Below are 17,626 nucleotides of genomic sequence, written 5' to 3' on the forward strand. Positions count from 1 at the left end.
TCGGTGTATCACTGCCACGCAAAAGTGCGTAGCACTGGATGTACCAGTGATACGCCGAATGTCGTAGCATTGCAACCGTGGACGAAGCGAAGCGGCGGCAGATCCTCGAGGTGGCGGCCGGCATCCTGGAGCGGGACGGGGCCAAGGCGCTCTCGACCCGCTCGGTCGCCGCGGCGGCCGGCATCCGCGCGGCCTCGCTCTACCAGCTCTTCGGCGACAAGGACGGCCTGCTCGCGGCGCTGGCCATCCACGCCTTCGACCTCTACCTGGCCGAGAAGCACGATCTGGCGCAGACCGACGACCCGGTCGGCGACCTGCGGCGCGGCTGGGACGTCCATGTCGACTTCGGCCTGCGCCACCCGGCCTTCTACCTGCTGATGTACGGCACGGACCGCCCCGGCCGCCGCCCGCCCGCCGCCGACGAAGCCCGCGATCTCCTGCTGAGGTTCTTCGACCGCGTCGCGGCCGCGGGCCGCCTGAGGGTGCCGTCCGCCGTGGCCGCCCAGCTCACCCTGGCCGCCGTCACCGGCGTCACGCTGTCGCTGGTCGGCGCTCCGGCCGAGAGCCGCGACCCGGAGATCTCCGTGAGGATGCGCGACACCCTCATCGACTCCCTCACCACCGGCCCGCCCCCGGCCGCCGACCCCGGGCTGGCCTCCCGGGCCCTGGCCCTGGACGCCGCCCTCACCACCGCGGACGAGGTCGCCCTCCGCCCGACGGAGACGGCCCTACTCCGCGACTGGCTCCATCGGCTCGCCCGCTAGGCCCTAGGCGGTGAGGGCGGTCGTCTGAACGACCGTGAGGATGACGAGGACGGCCGCGACGATCGCCGACGCTCCCACCTGGACGGCCTGCTGCCGGTTCCGTGGGGCGTACGCGAACGCCGCGGCCAGAATCGCGCCGGTGACCAGCCCGCCCACGTGGCCTTCCCAGGAGATGCCCGAGAAGGTGAACGTGAACATCAGGTTGATCACGATCAGGAACGCGATGCCCCTGGTGTCCGTCCCCAGGCGGCGTCCGACCACGAAGAACGCCGCGAACAGGCCGAAGATGGCGCCCGAGGCGCCCAGCGCGGGCTGTCCCGGGTCGACCAGGAAGAGCAGGACGTTGCCGCCGAGCGCCGACAGAACGTAGAGAACCGTGTAGCGCAGCCGGCCGAGCACCTGCTCCAGCTGCGGCCCCAGCACCCACAGCGCCCACATGTTGAACAGGATGTGGGTGAGGCCGAAGGTGCCCTGGCTCAGCGGCACGTGCAGAAACGCCGCGGTGATCAGGCGGTACCACTCGCCCTCGGCGACGCCGTACCCCGGGATGACCTGGCCGAACTGCGTCTTGAGCTGGCCGAGCATCTCGAAGTCGTCGACGAACTTGGGCGAGGCCAACTCCGCGACGTACGCCACGATGTTGAGGGCGATGAGCGTGAACGTCACCACCGGCCGGGTGGCGACCCGCCCGCCGAAGACCGTACGCGCCTCGCGAACGGAACGGTTGCCGTCGCGGACGCACTCCGGGCACTGGTGGCCCACAGACGCGTCGCGCATGCAGTCCGGGCAGATGGGACGCTCGCACCGTGTGCAGCTGACGTACGTCTCGCGGCCCGGGTGCCGATAGCACGTCGGGACCTGCGGAGCCTGAGGAGCCTGCGGCGAATCGCTGCTCATCGTGGTCTTCCTCTGAGTGTCGGTACCTGTCTAACGACGGTCGATCGTCACCGATTCCACAACGACGTCCTTGATGGGACGGTCGCTTCCGTCGGTGGCAGTCTTGCCGATCGCGTCGACGACGTCCTGCCCCTGGATGACCTCGCCGAAGATGGTGTGGCGGTTGTTGAGGTGCGGGGTCGGGCCGACGGTGATGAAGAACTGCGAGCCGTTGGTGCCCGGTCCGGCGTTGGCCATGGCCAGGAGGTAGGGCCGGTCGAAGCGCAGGCTCGAGTCGAACTCGTCCTCGAACTCGTATCCCGGGCCGCCCCGGCCGTTGCCCAGCGGGTCGCCGCCCTGGAGCATGAATCCGGAGATGACCCGGTGGAAGACCGTGCCGTTGTAGAGCGGGCCGGTCGCGGGCCGCCCCGTACGGGGGTCGGTCCACTGGGTCGTGCCCTCGGCCAGGCCGACGAAGTTCTGCACCGTCTTGGGTGCCTGATCAGGGAAAAGACGCAGGACGATGGGGCCCATCGTCGTCTGCAGGGTCGCGGTGAGAGTCTCAGCCACGGGGACCGCCTCCTGGTATCGGGATCCGGAATGTTCGCATCGGTCAGGTCACGCGGGTACAACGCCCGCGTGAACGCATCCTGTCAGATCGGCGATTGACATCGCTTCTCGTGGGAACAGAGTCCGACGAGACCGCATATTTGGAGGGCTTCCCATGTCCCTACGAAGCAGAAGTCGAAAGATGCCGCAGGTCAACATCGACAGCGCGCGTCTGCAGGACGCTCAGGAGAAGGTAGCCAAGGGTGCCCGCCAGGCCGCGGACCGCGTGGGTCCGACGACTCGTCAGGCCCGCAAGATCGCGGCGAAACAGATGAAGAGCGCCCGAACGTGGAGCGCACCAAGGATCGACCAGGCAGGTCAGTACTTCGAGGATGAGGTCGGCCCCCGCGTCGGCGCCATGCTCCACCGTACGGCCGACAAGGTCGAGCCGAAGGGGTCACGAGGTCGGCGCGGACTCGCGACGATCCTCCTCATCGCGGGTGGCGCCGTAGGCGCCGCCGGCGCGATCGTGACCCGACGCAACGCCGCGCGGTCGGCCGAGGAGCCGACCTCCCCCGAGCACCTCTCGGCGGTGTCGGAGAACTCCAGCACCGATCGCGCACACAGCAACAACTGAGTCCGGCACGACTCCCGCGGCTCCAAAGACGGGCCCGGCCAGATCATCTGGCCGGGCCCGTCTCTGCTGGGACGAACCAGACGACGTGGGGCGAATCACATTCGGGTTGACCCGGTACCGTCTTCCCCATGTCGCTGAGGTCATCGCTGAGCAACGCGAGCCGAAGGATGATCGCGGTAGTCCTGCACCGGACGTGGGAGTGGCTCCGCTCACACGCCGAGATCACGCCGAGCACCCCCGCCGGCCGGCGGTTCGCCTACCTCGGTGAGGGCGCGTGCATCGGCTTCCCGACCGGCGCGATCTACGGTGAGCCGTGGATCCGCGTCGGCGACCACACCCTCATCGGCGTGCACGTCACGCTCTCGGCCGGCTTCGTGCCGGGCCTGGACCTGGGCCCGGAGCCGATCGTCACGATCGGCAAGGCCTGCTCGATCGGCCGCGGCAGTCACATCGTCGGGCACCAGTCGATCGAGATCGGCGACGACGTGTTCACCGGGCCGTACGTCTACATCACCGACCAGAACCACGGGTACACCGATCCGGACATGCCGGTCGGCCGGCAGTGGCCGGTCAACGAGTCCGTGGTCATCGGCGACGGCTGCTGGCTCGGCACCGGCGCGATCGTGCTGCCGGGCACCCGCCTCGGCCGCAACGTCGTGGTGGCCGGGGGCGCCGTCGTACGGGGGGAGTTCCCGGACCACAGCGTGATCGCGGGCGTGCCCGCCAAGGTGGTCCGCAGGTACGACCCGGCGACCGGCTGGTTCCCGCCGCTGCCCGAGGTGCCGTTGGACCCCGAGACCCTCGCCAAGATCGCCGAGCTGATCGAGGCCGACCAGCCCGGCGAGATGGCCGGCTGAGTCACAGGTCGAAGGAGCCGAACGGGTAGCCGTTCCAGAGCGCGCGTTCGCCGCCACGGGGATCGGCGGCGGTCCGCGGTGACAGGTTCCACAGCATCGTGGTGCGCCGCGGCGCCCGGTAGGCGGGCCAGGCGGGCCAGGCGGGGCGGGCGACCGTACGCCGCGCGCCCGGGTCGCCGGTACGGGCGAACGACGTCCAGGCGTCCACCATCTGGTCCGACAGGCGGGAAAGCCGGGCGCGGTCGGCGCGTAGCGCCGCGTCGCCGCCCTGGATCCCGGTGAAGCGCAGCGTGCCGAACATGAACGGCAGCTCGATCGTGTGCACCGCCCCGGCGCCGGACGGCGGCTGCCAGTCGAACTCATAGACGTAGGTCGGCCGCCACCGGCTCTGGGCCTCGGCGAGGCGGGTGGCCGGCACGCGCATGCCCTGGTCGGTGAACATCGCCAGCGCCGCGTCGCGCGCGGTCCGGTGCCGTCGGTAGACCGCCGTCATCCGCGGCCGGCGAGCGGCGAGCGAAGGCGGGAAGAACCCGCGGTACTGCCCGGCGATCTCATCCAGCCCGTGAGGCGAGAACTGGCCGAAGAAGTTCATCTCGTCCAGGTTCGTGCCGATGAGCAGGTCGACGCCGCGCGCGTTCCCGGCCGCGACCCGCTCGGTCACCGAGTCGCGCACGAGCGTGCCGTCGACGTACGGGCCGAAGTACAGGGCCCCGCCGGCCGCTCCCGGCAGGCCGTTCACCGCCTTCTCCTGCATGTCGAGCACCTGGCTCGTCGACATCGCCTTGAGCGTGCTCATGCTGTGGACGGGGAAGCCGGCGGCGAGCTTGCGCTCGAACGCGGGGGAGTGCACGAGGGCGCCGCTGCCGCTCTGCAGGATGACGCGGTGGAACAGCCGTTCGGGGTGGTCGGTGGCGAGCATCGCGCTGAGCGAGAAGGCGCCCTCGGACTCCCCGACCGCCGTGACCTGGGCCGGATCGCCGCCGAAGTCGGCGACGTGCCGCTGCACCCAGGTCAGCGCGGCGATCTGGTCGCGCAGCCCGTTGTTGCCCGAGCCCTGGTACGACGGGTCCAGGCCGCCCAGATCGGACCAGCCGAACACGCCGAGCCGGTAGTTCAGGGAGATCACGACGGCGTCTCCCCTGGCCGCGAGCCTGGCCCCGTCGTAGCGCGGCTCGTTGGCGGTGCCGAACCTCGCCGCGCCGCCGTGGATGAACACGATCACCGGCCGCTTGGCGGGGTCGGGCCGCGGCGTCCACACGTTGAGGTAGAGGCAGTCCTCGTCGGTGTAGACCGGCCGCCGGTCGGGATAGTCCTCCGAGAGCTGGTCGCGCGTCTGCGGGCAGACGCGCGTGCCGTCGTCCGCCGTGAGCGTCCCGCGCCACGGCCGGACCGGCTGAGGCGGCCGGAACCGGAGGCCGCCGACGGGCGGCGCGGCGTACGGGATGCCGCGAAAGACGCAGAGCCCGGCCTGCGTCGTGCCGGCGACCACACCGAGCGAGGTACGGGTGGCGCAGGCCGGTCGAGAGTGGGCCGCCGACGGCGCGCCGCACGCCGCCGCGACCAGCGCGACGGCGAGCAGGGCGGCCTTGGGGACAGCGCGGAACATGGAGACTCCTCCTGCGTAGGCTGCGAACGAGCCAACGCCCGGAGAGCACCCGCCCGGATCGCCGACGGGAGCGAACCCCGCCTCACCCGTACGGTCGAGGTCTAGGAGCCGGCGACGGCCAGGCCGGACTCATAGGCGAACATCACGGCCTGGGCCCGGTCCCGCAGCCCGAGCTTGGTCAGCAGGTTGCTGACGTGCGTCTTCACCGTGTGCTCGCTGACCACCAGCTCGGCGGCGATCTCGGCGTTGGACAGGCCGCGCGCGATCTGCCGGAGCGTGTCGATCTCGCGTTCGGTCAGCGTGCCGAGACGGGCGCGCAGCGTGGGGCGCGGCGTCCCGCGGCGTACGACGTCCTCGATCAGGCGGCGGGTGACGGACGGCGCGAGCAGCGACTCCCCCGCCGCGACCAGCCGCACCGCGCGGACGAGGTCGTCGCGGCGCACGTCCTTCAGCAGGAACCCGCTCGCCCCGGCGCGCAGCGCCTCGTAGACATAGTCGTCGATGTCGTACATGGTCAGGACCAGCACCTTCGCCGACGTCCGCCGGCAGATCTCGGCGGTGGCCGTCACGCCGTCCACGTGCGGCATCCGGATGTCCATCAGCACCAGGTCGGGCTCCAGCTCGACCGCCTTGGCGATCGCCTCGGCGCCGTCGGCCGCCTCCCCGACGACGGAGATGTCGTCCTGCGCGCCGAGGATCATGGCGAAACCGCCGCGGAACAGGTCCTGGTCGTCGGCGACGAGCACACGCATGAGGGTCATCCGATCGGCAGGGTCGCGGTCACGGTGAAACCGCGCGGGTCGATGTCGAGTGTGCCGCCGCACGCTCCGACGCGTTCGCGCATCCCGACGATGCCGTGGCCTTCGCGGAGCCCGGGCGCGCCCCGGCCGTCGTCGGCCACCTCGACGGTCAGCGACCGCGAGGACCAGACGAGGAGGACCCGGACCGTACGGGCGGCGGCGTGGCGCAGGGTGTTCGTCAGGCACTCCTGGATGATCCGGTACGCCGCGATGTCCACCGAGGCCGGGACCGCGCGCCGTTCCCCGCGCTCCTCGACCGAGACGTCGAGCCCGGCCTGCCGCGCCCGGTCGACCAGGTCGGAGGCCGCGCCGAGGCCGGGCCGGGCCTCGCGCCCGCCCGTCCCCCGCAGCGTGCCGAGGATCTGCCGGAGCTGGCCGATCGCCTCCCGCCCGGTGTCGGCGATGGCCTCGAAGGCCGCCTCCGCGCGCGCCGGGTCGGACCGGACGACCAGGGGACCGGCCTCGGCCTGCACCACCATCAGGCCGACCGAGTGGGTGACGATGTCGTGCATGTCGCGGGCGATGCGCGTGCGTTCCTCGGCGACGGCGGTGGCGCGCTCCTCCGCCAGCCGCCGGGCGCGTTCGTCCACCGCCTCACGCTGCGCGCGCCGGGCACGCGTGCCCACGCCCAGGGCGTACGCGGCGACGTAGGACGTGATCACGTAGCCGTAGGTGTCGACGTTCTCGTGCGGCAGGACCAGCGAGACGATCACCCCGGCCGCCAGGACGACCCCGCCGATCGCCCGCCAGGCCGCCGGGGCCAGGTCCGCGAACGTGTAGGTGCAGATCAGCGGCCCGTACGGCATCAGCACCGGCAGTTCGTGCGCCAGGCCGTGATGCACGAGCGCCAGCACCGTGACCGCGCCCCCGGTCACCAGCCCCGACGTGATGAGGAACCTGCGCCGCCACACGAGCGGCGCCGACGAGAGCACCGCGAGCACCACGACCCACCACGGCTGCCGGTGGGGGACGAAGGTGGGCATGACCATCGCGACGGTGACCACGGCGGCGATCGCGACGTCGATGCGGGGCGGGAGCTTCACGGCCGCCCAGCGTACGGCGGGTGCGGCGCGGGCACCTCCGTCGCCGGAGTGAACCCGTCCTCACTCGTGAGACCGAGGCGTATCAGCGCCGTGTCAGCGAGCCGGGGCTTCGTGTGCGCGCCGTGTCAGCGACGCGCGCCACAGTGGGGTCCATAAACGAGACGGACTATCGAAAGACTCGCCATGGAACACGTGATACGGGCCGAGGGCCTGAAGAAACGCTTCGGGGAGACCCAGGCACTGGCGGGCGTCGACATCCTCGCGCGGCAGGGCACGGTGCTCGGTGTGCTCGGCCCGAATGGGGCCGGTAAGACCACCGCGGTGCGCACCCTGGCCACCCTGATCAAGCCGGACGAGGGGCATGCCGAGGTCTGCGGGTACGACGTCGTCAAGGACGCCGCCCGCGTACGCCGCCTGATCAGTCTCACCGGCCAGTACGCCTCGGTCGATGAGGAGCTGACCGGGGTCGAGAACATCATCATGGTCGCCCGTCTGGTCGGGCACAGCCGTGCCGAGTCCAAGCGACGCGCCCGTGAGCTGCTCGACCGCTTCGAGCTGTCGGAGGCCGGGGGACGCGCCGCCAAGACCTACTCCGGCGGCATGCGCCGGCGGCTCGACCTCGCGGTCGGGCTCGTCAACGACCCCCAGGTCATCTACCTGGACGAGCCGACCACCGGCCTGGACCCGCGCGCCCGCAACGCCGTGTGGGACACCGTGCGCGGGCTGGTCACGGACGGCGCGACCGTCCTGCTCACCACGCAGCACCTGGACGAGGCCGAGGCGCTCGCCGACCAGATCGTGGTCTTCGACCGCGGCCGGGTGGTCGCCGACGGCACCGCCGAGGAGCTCAAGGAGAAGATCGGCGGGCAGACGCTCGCCGTACGCGCGATGGACCGGGCCCGTACGCCGGAGGTGGCCGAGGTGGTGGCCCGGATCACGGGCGGGCAGCCCGAGGTCGACCTCGACACCGGCCTGGTCACCGCCCCGCTGGACGACCCGGCGACGCTGACCGTGGTGGTGCGCGGCCTGGACGAGGCGAACATCGTCGCGTCCGAGCTCGCGCTGCGCCGCCCCAGCCTGGACGAGGTCTTCCTCAGCCTGACCGGCCACCCCGCCGAATCCGAAGGACAAGAACAATGACCGCGATCGCCCTCGAACCCCTGGAGACGGGCCGGATCGGACCCTCCCAGACCCTACAGAACGGCCTGACGCTGGCCTGGCGCAACGTCACCCAGCTCAAGCACTCTCCCGAGAAGCTGATGGACGTCACGCTGATGCCCATCATCTTCCTGCTGATGTTCCTGTACGTCTTCGGCGGCGTCGTGGCCGGCAGCACCCACGCGTACCTCCAGCAACTGCTCCCCGGCCTGGTGGCGCAGATGGGGATGTTCGCCTCGATGGGGCTGGGCACCTCGCTGTGCGAGGACATCCGCAAGGGCGTCTTCGACCGGTTCCGCAGCCTGCCGATCGCCCGCTCCGCGCCGCTGATCGGCGCGGTGATCGGCGACACCGTGCGCTTCTGCGTCACGATGGTGATGCTGGTGGCGTTCGGCTCGCTGCTCGGCTTCCGCTTCCACGCGAGCCCGCTGTCGGTGCTCGCCGCGTTCGGCCTTGCCTACGTCTTCTACTTCGCGGTCTGCTGGGTCTCGGCGCTGGTCGGGCTGGTCGCGCCCTCGCCGGAGACGGTGCAGGGGCTGGCGTTCATCTGGACGATGCCACTCACCTTCGGCAGCAGCGTCCTGCTGGCCAACACCAAGACGATGCCCGGCTGGCTCCAGGCGTGGGTGAAGATCAACCCGGTGACGCACCTCGCCGACTCGGTGCGCGCGCTCACCGTCGGCGGGCCGGTCGGCAACCACGTCTACTACACCCTCGCCTGGGCGGCCGGGATCGTGCTGGTGTCGTTCCCGATCGCGGTGTGGATGTACGGCCGCAAGGTCTGACTCAGAGCGCGAGCGCCTCGGCGCGGGTCATGCCCCGGCCGCGTTCGTAGGCCTCGTCGAAGGCCGTACGGCCGAGGGCGGAAAGGGCCGAGGCGGTCGTCCGGTCGATCTCCAGGCTCCACGAGTCGGGCACGCCCTGCAGTGTGTGCGCGCCGCCGAGAAGTTCGGCGGCGCGCTCGTGCTCGCCCCGGGCGGCGGCCAGCGCGGCGAAACCGTGGACGAGAGTGCCGACGAGACGGTCGATCGGCATCGTGATCATCCGGTCGAGAGCGCCCAGCGCCTTGTGATGCCATTCCTCCGCGCCGTCCAGGTCGCCGAGCTGCTCGGCCAGGCACCCCTGCTTGCTGTAGACCATCGAGGCCGACGTGCCGAAGTCCGCCCGCGCCTTTCTCGGCTCGATGATCGTCAGCGCCTTGTCCAGGTAGGACCGTGCCTCGTCGAGGTCGCCCTCGGCGCGCGCGACCTCGCTGAGCCAGATCCAGCCGCCGGCCGCGTCGCCGCGCTCGGAGATCCGCTCCGCCGCCTTCGCGCCGCGTTCCAGGAGCGCACGGGCCTTCGCGTAGTCGCCCGCCACGACGTGCGCACGACCGTTCTGAATGAGCAGGGCCGCGGTCTGGTCCGGGCTGATGCCGGCGGCGGCGTAACTCTGCGCCTCTTCGCTGGCCCGGATCGCCTCGGTCGGCCGGCCGCGTACCAGGTCGACCTCGACCATGCCGGTCAGCGCGCCGACCATCCCCCAGCGGTCGCCCACCTCGCCGAAGGCGGCGTACGCCGCCGCGGCGGCCTCCGCCGCCTGGTCGATGTCGCCCAGGCTCATCGTCAGGTACGCGCGGAAGATGTGCTGCGCCGCCCGCGTCCACGGGTGTGGATGCTCGGCGAGCCGGTCCAGCTCGTCGAAGGCGCCGTCGATGTCACCGCTGAAGATCCGGACGAGCGGCCGGCAGATCGCCAGCGCCGGATGGGTGGAGTTCTCGGGCACCATGGCGACCGCGCCCTGGAGGGAGTCGAGGATCGTGTCGTGCTGCGGTCCTTCGTCCCGGAGCATCTCGGTGACCATCGTGGCGGTGAAGCCGCAGATCGCGTACGCGTCCTCGGCACCCGGCGGCGCCTCCCCGTCTGCGATCTTCCAGACCTCGATCGCCCACTGACCGGCCTCGGCCTCGTAGTCGAGCAGGATCCAGAACCAGGCCAGGTTGCCCACGAGGCGTATGGCGGTGTCCACGTCGCGTGTGTCGATGGCGTGCTGGAGGGCGGTGTTGCAGTTGTCGCGCTCGGCGGTCAGCCGCTCGATCCAGATGAGCTGGTCGTGGCCGCGCAGCTCCGGCTCGGCCTGCTCGGCCAGGTCGAGGAAGTACGCGGCGTGCGCGTCCCGCAGCCGCTTGTCCTCGCCGGCCTCGGCGAGCCGCTCGGTCGCGTACGCGCGCACGGTCTCCAGCAGCCGGTAGCGGACCTCGGTGTCGCCGGTGGCCATCACCAGCGACTTGTCCACGAGCGAGGCGATCACGTCGATGACGTCCTCGTCAAGGATCTCCTCCGCGCTCTCCGGCGTCGCGCCGCCGTTGAAGACCGCGAGGCGGCGCAGCACCCGCCGCTCGGCGTCGTCGAGGAGCTCCCAGCTCCAGTCGACGACCGCGCGCAGCGTCTGGTGGCGGGGCAGCGCGGTGCGGCTGCCGACGTTGAGCAGGCGGAACCGGTCGTCCAGGCGGTCGGCGACCTGGACGGGGGTGAGCGCGCGCAGCCGGGCGGCGGCGAGCTCGATGGCCAGCGGCGCGCCGTCCAGCGCCCGGCAGATGCGCACCACCGGCGCGACCGTGTCCGCGTCGAGGGCGAACCCCGGGCGTACGGCGGCGGCGCGGTCGGTGAACAGCCGCACCGAGTCATAGGAGCGGGCGCTCTCGGCGTCGGTGTCCTCGGGCGGCAGGGAGAGCGAGGGGACCGGGCAGAGCGACTCGCCGGTGATGCCGAGGGGTTCGCGGCTGGTGGCCAGCACACGGACGCCCGGCGCGGTGGTCAGCAGCCGGTCGGCCAGCGTCGCGACGGCGTCGAGCACGTGCTCGCAGTTGTCCAGGACCAGGGTCAGCCGCTTGTCGGCCAGGGCGTCGGTGAGCCGGTCCAGCGGCCGGACCATCTCCCGTGCCTCCAGGATGCGGACCGGCTCGGGGATGCCGATCGCGACGAGCACGGCCTGGGGCACGTCGAGCGCGCCGCGTACCGGGGCGAGCGGCACGAACCACACGCCGTCCGGCGTCGCGCCCGCCATCCGGCTCGCGGCCTCGCACGCGAGCCGGGTCTTGCCGGTGCCGCCGGGGCCGGTGAGCGTGACGAGGCGGGCCGCGCCGAGGAGGTCGCGGACACGCTCGATCTCCGTGGCACGGCCGACGAAACTGGTGAGCTGCGCGGGCAGGTTGGTCCGCGGCGCGAGGGCGGGCCCCGGGGCGTCCGGCTCGCCGCGCAGGATCGACAGGTGCACCTCGGCGAGCGCGGGCGAGGGGTCGACGCCGAGGCCGTCGGCGAGCGTGCGGCGGGTCTCCTCGTACACGGTGAGCGCGTCGGCCTGCCGGCCGGCGGCGTACAGCGCCCGCATGAGCTGGCCGCGCAGCCGTTCGCGCAGCGGATGAAGGGCGGTGAGCTCCTCCAGCTCGGGGACGAGCCGGGCCGCGCGGCCGAGCGCGATGTCGGCCTCGATCCGCTCCTCCACGGCCTCCAGGCGCAGCCCCTCCAGCCGTGCGATCGGCGCGGAGGCGAAGCCCGCCGAGGCGACGTCGGCGAGCGCCGGCCCGCGCCACAGCCCGAGCGCGTCCCGGAGCGCCGGGGCGCGGGCCGCCGGATCGCTCCCGGACCGCGCGTCGGTCACCCGCCGCTCGAACTCCACCGCGTCCACCTGGCCCGGGTCCACGGCGAGGCGATAGCCGCCCGGCCGGGACTCGACCACGTCGTGGCCGCTCACGCCGCGCAGGCGTGAGACCAGCGCCTGGAGCGCGTTGGCGGCGCCTGCGGGCGGTGAGTCGCCCCACAGGTCGTCGATCAGCCGCTCGGTACTGACCGTACGGCCCGCGTCCACGGCCAGCCGGATCAGCAGCGCGCGCAGCCGCGGACCGCTCACGTCGATGGGCCGAGCCGACCCGTCCCGTACGTCCAGGGGACCCAGAATGCCGATGCGCACGCCGCCATTGTCGCAACTATCGGGTTTTCGCGTTCGGGGCGGCGTCGCGGAACTGTGGTAGATGCCACGCGGGCGAGGGAATGATCCTTTCAGTCACCGGGCTGTACCCTATAGGGGTATATGGTGCCGGGGTAGCCGAGCCAGAGGGAGAAGCCATGATCACCACCCGCTACGCGGTCAAGGGCATGACGTGCGACCACTGTGTCTCCGCGGTCAGCAGTGAGGTCGGCCGCATCGACGGTGTGACCGGCGTCGACGTCGACCTGGCCACCGGAGCGGTCACCGTCACCAGCGACACCGCCGTGGCCGAGACCGCCGTACGCGAGGCGGTGGACGAGGCGGGCTACGAGGTCGTGGGTTCGTAGACCAGACGAGGAGCACCACCGTGACAGACGCATCGGTACGCGACGACGGCCGGGTCGAGCTGGTCATCGGCGGCATGACGTGCGCGTCGTGCGCCAACCGGGTGGAGAAACGCCTCAACCGGCTCGACGGGGTGACCGCGACGGTCAACTACGCCACCGAGAGGGCGAGCGTACGGTTCGGCGGCGGCGTCACCCACGACGACCTGATCGCCCAGGTGGAGAAGGCCGGCTACACCGCCGCCCTGCCCGCTCCGGAGCCCGAGGGCGACGACGTCCGCCCGCTGCGCGACCGGCTGATCATCTCTGTGGTCCTGGCCGTCCCGGTCGTCGCGCTGGCGATGGTCGCGCCGCTGCGGTTCGCGTACTGGTCCTGGGTCTCACTCGTGCTGGCCGCCCCGGTCGTGCTGTGGGGCGGCCTGCCGTTCCACCGCGCGGCGTGGAAGAACCTCAAGCTGCGCACCGCGACCATGGACACCCTCGTCTCGATGGGCACTGGCGCGGCCTTCGTCTGGTCCGTGTACGCGCTGGCTCTCCGCACCGGCGGCGACATCTACCTCGAGGTCGCCTCGGGCGTCACCGTGTTCATCCTGGCCGGGCGCTACTTCGAGGCCCGCGCCAAGCGCCGCGCCGGCGCCGCCCTGCGAGCGCTTCTGGAGCTGGGCGCCAAGGAGGTCGCCGTCCTGCGCGACGGCCGCGAGGAGCGCGTCCCGGCCGACCGGCTGACCCCCGGGACGGCCTTCGTCGTACGCCCCGGCGAGAAGATCGCCACGGACGGTGTCGTCGTCGAGGGCGGCTCGGCCATCGACATGAGCCTGCTGACCGGCGAGTCCGTACCCGCCGAGGTCGGCCCCGGCGACGCCGTGACGGGCGCGACCGTCAACGCCGGCGGTCGCATCGTCGTCCGCGCGACCAGGGTCGGCGCCGACACCCAGCTCGCCCAGATGGCCCGCCTCGTGGAGGAGGCGCAGAACGGCAAGGCCAAGGCCCAGCGCCTCGCCGACCGCGTCTCCGGGATCTTCGTGCCGATCGTCATCGCGTTGGCGCTGGCCACGCTCGGCGGCTGGCTCGCGACCGGGGCCTCCGCCGACCGCGCGTTCACCGCCGCCGTCGCGGTGCTCATCATCGCCTGCCCGTGCGCGCTGGGCCTGGCCACGCCCACGGCGCTGCTCGTCGGCACCGGGCGCGGCGCGCAGCTCGGCATCTTGATCAGGGGTCCCGAGGCGCTGGAGTCCACCCGCACCGTCGACACGGTCGTCCTCGACAAGACCGGCACGGTGACGACCGGGCGGATGACGCTCCTCGACGTCGTCACGGACGAGGATTCCGGCGAGGCGCTCCGCCTGGCCGGCGCGCTCGAACACGCCTCCGAGCACCCGATCGGCCGCGCCATCGCGAGCCGGGCCGGCGCGGGTCTTCCCCCGGTCACCGACTTTGAGAACCTCGAAGGCCGGGGCGTACGCGGGACCGTCGAGGGCCACGCGGTGCTCGCGGGCCGCGCGTCGCTCTTCGGCGAGCTGCCCGCCGCGTTGGAGGCGGCCAGGACGGCGGCCGAGGCCGCGGGGCGTACACCGGTCGTGGCGGGCTGGGACGGCCGGGCCCGCGCCGTGCTCGTCGTCGCCGACACCGTGAAGGACACCAGCGCCCAGGCCGTGGCCGAGCTGCGCGCGCTCGGGCTGACCCCGGTCCTGCTGACCGGCGACCACGAGGCCGCGGCCCGTACGGTCGCGGCCGAGGTCGGCATCACCGAGGTGATCGCCGGGGTGCTGCCCGCCGACAAGGTCGACGCGGTGAAGCGGCTCCAGGCCGAGGGCCGGGCGGTCGCGATGGTCGGCGACGGGGTCAACGACGCCGCCGCACTGGCCCAGGCCGACCTGGGCCTGGCCATGGGCACCGGCACGGACGTCGCCATCGAGGCCGCCGACCTGACGCTGGTCCGCGGCGACCTGCGGGCCGCCGCCGCCGCCATCCGGCTGTCCCGGCGCACGCTGGCGATCATCAAGGGCAACCTGTTCTGGGCCTTCGCCTACAACGTGGCGGCCCTGCCGCTGGCGGCGGCAGGGCTGCTCAATCCGATGATCGCGGGGGCGGCGATGGCGTTCTCGAGCGTCTTCGTGGTCAGCAACAGCCTCCGCCTGCGGCGCTTCCGCGCATAAGCCGGTGGGATCGCCGCTCTAGGGGTTCAGCTTCGGGACGTTGTCGACCCCCCAGAGGTGATTGCAGGCAGTAAAACCGAAGTCGCTGGCCTCTTTGATAAATGCCGCGTTGGTCTGCCGGTACAGGCCGATATCGAGCGCGTATCCTTCTCCGTCGCCCACTCTGGCCCGGCCGATTGCGGCTTGGAGGAAATTGTCGGAGGCGACATAGTAGGACCTGACCGAGTTGGCCACGCCGATGTCCTTAGGGGACATGTTCGCTGGTATCGGGACGGTGGTCCAGGCCAGTCCCATCCGCTCACGCGCAGACAGGACGTCGAGGTCGTCGGCGGCAATCGCGGCAAATACGGCGCCCACGTGTCTGGGGAATGTCGTAGCGATATAGCCTGTGCAATAGCCGTCCATTCTCTTGACGTAGTTAACCTTGGCTAAGTTATCGGGATCCTTCAAAAAATGTTTTCGCAAATCGGTAAAAGTGCCGATTCCGAAGAAGAAGGCCGCGATCGCCAGGTAGACGGACAACCCTTCAAGAGACTTCCATGGAGACTTGTCCGCCTTGCGCTGGTCGCGCACGTACTCGGCTATGGCGTCGATCTTCTGGCTGTCGGACTCGCGCTTGCTGGTGTCCTTGGACTCGGGGGCGGTCACCGTCACCATCATGGCGCCCCTGCCCCACCGTCTCCAGATGTACATCAAGGGATCGGGCAAGCCGCCACCTGCCCGTCCCCACGTGCGGGTCTACTGCCAGCGGAGAATCGACGGGGCGCTGGTCGTGCCGCGCGTTCCGAGGGCCATGCCCGAGTGGTTCGGGCCGAACGGGTCGCCCGCGAACGGCACTGACGTCAGGATGTCGAAGTGGGCGTGGCTGACGTTGTAGAAGCCGCCGACGGTGATGGTGGACGCCGCGACACCCGTGACGGCCCGTTTGACGAAGGCGGACCCAACGCTCACAAGGCTTCTTCCTTCTGTATCGCGCCGAGCCCGCTGAGCGTTCCTTTGGCGCACGGAATCACGGACCCGGCATCCCTGGCACGCCTCCGGCCGCGTCCAGGGATCAATGCGCTAGGCCGTACGGCGGCGGAAGAAAACCGCCGCGAGCGCGATCGAGCCGACGAGGATGCCGCCGCACCAGGTCAGGGCGAGCCAGGCGCTGTCGCCGATCGGCTGGTCCAGGAGCAGGCCGCGGACCGTCTCGATGACCGGGGTGACCGGCTGGTCGCGGGCGAAGCCGTGCAGCCAGGAGGGCATCGTGTCGATCGGGACGAACGCGCTGCTCGCGTACGGCACGAACATCACGAAGAAGGAGAACCCGCCCGCGGCCTCGGGCGTCTTGGCGAGCACGCCGAACGCCGCGGCCAGCCAGGAGATCGCGAGGACGAACGCGAGCAGGACACCGATCGCGGCCAGCCACTGCACCGCTCCCGCGTGCGGGCGGAACCCGATGAGGAACGCCACCCCGAACACCACGACGGTCGAGGCCAGGTTGCGCACGGCGCTGGAGGCCACGTGCCCGCTCAGGACGGCCGTCCCGCTGATGTTCATCGAGCGGAACCGGTCGATGATGCCGCCGGCCAGGTCGTTGCAGACGCTGACCGCCGTCGTCGCCGACCCGAAGCCGGCGCACAGGAGGAGCACGCCCGGCACGACGTACGTGACGTACTTCGTGCCGGTCTGGATCGCGCCGCCGAACAGGTAGACGAAGACGAGCATCAGCATGATCGGCAGCATCAGCGACATCAGTAGCGCGTCGATCTGCCGGCGGGTGAGCCGGAGCGATCGGCCGGTCATGGTGAGGGCGTCGGTGAGGGGACGGATCGCGGCGAGCTCAGACATCGGTGGTCTCCGGTACGGGTCGGGCGGCCTGGTGGCCGGTCAGGGCGAGGAAGACGTCGTCGAGGGTGGCGGAGTGCACCGAGAAGGTGCGTACGGCGTCGCGCCGCGGGTCGATCTCGTCCAGCAGCGTGCGTACGTGGGCGGCGCTCCCGTCGGTCTCGACGCCGACGGTCAGGCCGGCCGGGTCGCGGTGGACCACCCGGCCGCCGAGCAGGCGGTCCAGCTCGTCGTATGTCGCCGCGTCGGCGAGGACCAGGTCGAGGCGCTGGTCGGCGATGCGCCGCTTCAGCTCGCTCGCGGTGCCCTCGGCGACCACCCGGCCGCCGTCCACGAGGGCGATGCGCCCGGCCAGCCGGTCGGCCTCCTCCAGGTACTGCGTCGTGAGGAAGACGGTCACCCCGGAGCCGGTCAGGTCGGTGATGACCTCCCACATCTGCTGGCGGCTGCGCGGGTCCAGGCCGGTCGTCGGCTCGTCCAGGAAGATGACTGAGGGTTCGGCGACGAGGCCCGCCGCGAGGTCCAGGCGGCGGCGCATCCCGCCGGAGTACGTCCCGGCCCGGCGCCGCCCCGCCTCGGTCAGGTCGAACCGTTCGAGCAGCTCGCGGGCACGGGCGCGCGGCTTCGCGACGCCGGACAGCCGCGCCATCATGCGGAGGTTCTCCTCGCCGGTCTGCAACTCGTCCACGGCCGCGTACTGGCCGGTCAGGGAGATGCGGCGACGCACGCGGCCCCGTTCGCGGACGACGTCCAGCCCGGCCACGCGCGCCTGGCCCGCGTCCGCCCGCGTCAGCGTGGCCAGGATGCGCACGGTCGTGGTCTTGCCCGCGCCGTTCGGGCCGAGGAGCGCGAACACGCTGCCGCGCGGGACCTGCAGGTCCAGGCCGGACAGGACGCGTACCGCCCCATAGGACTTTTCGAGGCCGATCGCCTCGACCGCCAGTTCGTTCACGACGTCCCCGCTTCTGTGTATGCCATAAACTCTTCTGCGTAAGGTATACACAGTTCTAGGATGGCGGTCAACACGGAAAGCGGAGTTG

Annotated in this window: 17 protein-coding genes; 7 read left to right on the forward strand and 10 right to left on the reverse strand. The window is 71.5% G+C overall.

Annotated elements, in window-relative coordinates:
* The first annotated feature begins 77 nt into the window (after positions 1 to 77).
* Positions 78 to 764 (forward strand): TetR/AcrR family transcriptional regulator, encoded by a 687-nt coding sequence (locus QWU11_RS10045; RefSeq protein ID WP_290104827.1) that lies wholly within the window; start codon positions 78 to 80, stop codon positions 762 to 764.
* 3 nt (positions 765 to 767) lie between these two features.
* Here QWU11_RS10045 and QWU11_RS10050 read toward each other — a convergent pair whose 3' ends face one another.
* On the reverse strand, positions 768 to 1,541 hold the full coding sequence (locus QWU11_RS10050) for a rhomboid family intramembrane serine protease (protein ID WP_354670826.1): 774 nt from the start codon (positions 1,539 to 1,541) through the stop codon (positions 768 to 770).
* 150 nt (positions 1,542 to 1,691) lie between these two features.
* A complete protein-coding gene (locus QWU11_RS10055) occupies positions 1,692 to 2,210 on the reverse strand; it encodes a peptidylprolyl isomerase (protein ID WP_290104830.1) in 519 nt (172 codons plus the stop codon).
* A 181-nt stretch (positions 2,211 to 2,391) separates the two neighbouring features.
* Between QWU11_RS10055 and QWU11_RS10060 the strand changes: the two genes are divergently transcribed.
* Both QWU11_RS10060 and QWU11_RS10065 read left to right on the forward strand, forming a co-directional pair.
* A complete protein-coding gene (locus tag QWU11_RS10060; RefSeq protein ID WP_290104832.1) occupies positions 2,392 to 2,826 on the forward strand; it encodes a hypothetical protein in 435 nt (144 codons plus the stop codon).
* Positions 2,827 to 2,954: 128 nt separating this feature from the next.
* A complete protein-coding gene (locus QWU11_RS10065; protein WP_290104833.1) occupies positions 2,955 to 3,683 on the forward strand; it encodes an acyltransferase in 729 nt (242 codons plus the stop codon).
* A 1-nt stretch (position 3,684) separates the two neighbouring features.
* Here the strand turns inward: QWU11_RS10065 and QWU11_RS10070 are convergent, their stop codons facing one another.
* The 3 genes from QWU11_RS10070 to QWU11_RS10080 form a co-directional block, all read right to left on the reverse strand.
* Positions 3,685 to 5,289 carry a carboxylesterase family protein gene (locus QWU11_RS10070; protein ID WP_290104834.1) on the reverse strand — a complete coding sequence of 535 codons (1,605 nt, stop codon included), beginning with the start codon at positions 5,287 to 5,289 and terminating at the stop codon, positions 3,685 to 3,687.
* A gap of 101 nt (positions 5,290 to 5,390) precedes the next feature.
* A complete protein-coding gene (locus QWU11_RS10075) occupies positions 5,391 to 6,050 on the reverse strand; it encodes a response regulator transcription factor (RefSeq protein ID WP_290104835.1) in 660 nt (219 codons plus the stop codon).
* Positions 6,047 to 7,132 (reverse strand): sensor histidine kinase, encoded by a 1,086-nt coding sequence (locus QWU11_RS10080; protein WP_290104836.1) that lies wholly within the window; start codon positions 7,130 to 7,132, stop codon positions 6,047 to 6,049. Before QWU11_RS10080 ends, QWU11_RS10075 begins: the two co-directional genes overlap by 4 nt.
* 183 nt (positions 7,133 to 7,315) lie before the next feature.
* On the opposite strand from QWU11_RS10080, the gene QWU11_RS10085 reads away from it, so the two are divergent.
* Both QWU11_RS10085 and QWU11_RS10090 read left to right on the forward strand, forming a co-directional pair.
* Positions 7,316 to 8,272, forward strand: a complete 957-nt coding sequence (locus QWU11_RS10085; protein ID WP_290104837.1) for an ATP-binding cassette domain-containing protein — start codon at positions 7,316 to 7,318, stop codon at positions 8,270 to 8,272.
* A complete protein-coding gene (locus QWU11_RS10090; protein WP_290104838.1) occupies positions 8,269 to 9,075 on the forward strand; it encodes an ABC transporter permease in 807 nt (268 codons plus the stop codon). Before QWU11_RS10085 ends, QWU11_RS10090 begins: the two co-directional genes overlap by 4 nt.
* Position 9,076: 1 nt before the next feature.
* On the opposite strand, the gene QWU11_RS10095 is transcribed toward QWU11_RS10090, so the two are convergent.
* The gene (locus tag QWU11_RS10095; protein WP_290104839.1) at positions 9,077 to 12,238 is read right to left on the reverse strand and encodes a BTAD domain-containing putative transcriptional regulator; all 3,162 of its coding nucleotides are present in this window, start codon (positions 12,236 to 12,238) and stop codon (positions 9,077 to 9,079) included.
* A gap of 155 nt (positions 12,239 to 12,393) precedes the next feature.
* Here QWU11_RS10095 and QWU11_RS10100 point away from each other — a divergent pair, with 155 nt between their 5' ends.
* Together QWU11_RS10100 and QWU11_RS10105 are read left to right on the forward strand one after the other, a co-directional pair.
* A complete protein-coding gene (locus tag QWU11_RS10100) occupies positions 12,394 to 12,603 on the forward strand; it encodes a copper ion binding protein (protein ID WP_290104840.1) in 210 nt (69 codons plus the stop codon).
* Between the two features lie 74 nt (positions 12,604 to 12,677).
* Entirely contained in the window at positions 12,678 to 14,756 is a 2,079-nt protein-coding gene (locus tag QWU11_RS10105) for a heavy metal translocating P-type ATPase (protein ID WP_290105112.1), read from the forward strand.
* Positions 14,757 to 14,774: 18 nt separating this feature from the next.
* Here the strand turns inward: QWU11_RS10105 and QWU11_RS10110 are convergent, their stop codons facing one another.
* From QWU11_RS10110 to QWU11_RS10125, 4 genes are all read right to left on the reverse strand, one after another.
* Positions 14,775 to 15,404, reverse strand: coding sequence for a hypothetical protein (locus QWU11_RS10110; protein WP_290104841.1), 630 nt, complete (start codon positions 15,402 to 15,404; stop codon positions 14,775 to 14,777).
* A 90-nt stretch (positions 15,405 to 15,494) separates the two neighbouring features.
* Positions 15,495 to 15,707 (reverse strand): hypothetical protein, encoded by a 213-nt coding sequence (locus QWU11_RS10115; protein WP_290104842.1) that lies wholly within the window; start codon positions 15,705 to 15,707, stop codon positions 15,495 to 15,497.
* A 111-nt stretch (positions 15,708 to 15,818) separates the two neighbouring features.
* Positions 15,819 to 16,589: an ABC transporter permease gene (locus tag QWU11_RS10120; protein WP_290104843.1), complete on the reverse strand. Its 771-nt coding sequence runs from the start codon at positions 16,587 to 16,589 to the stop codon at positions 15,819 to 15,821.
* Entirely contained in the window at positions 16,582 to 17,538 is a 957-nt protein-coding gene (locus QWU11_RS10125) for an ATP-binding cassette domain-containing protein (protein WP_290104844.1), read from the reverse strand. The genes QWU11_RS10120 and QWU11_RS10125 overlap by 8 nt, the downstream gene beginning before the upstream one ends.
* Positions 17,539 to 17,626: the final 88 nt, after the last annotated feature.

The sequence above is a fragment of the Actinomadura sp. DC4 genome, from assembly GCF_030406325.1.
Lineage (GTDB): Bacteria > Actinomycetota > Actinomycetes > Streptosporangiales > Streptosporangiaceae > Actinoallomurus.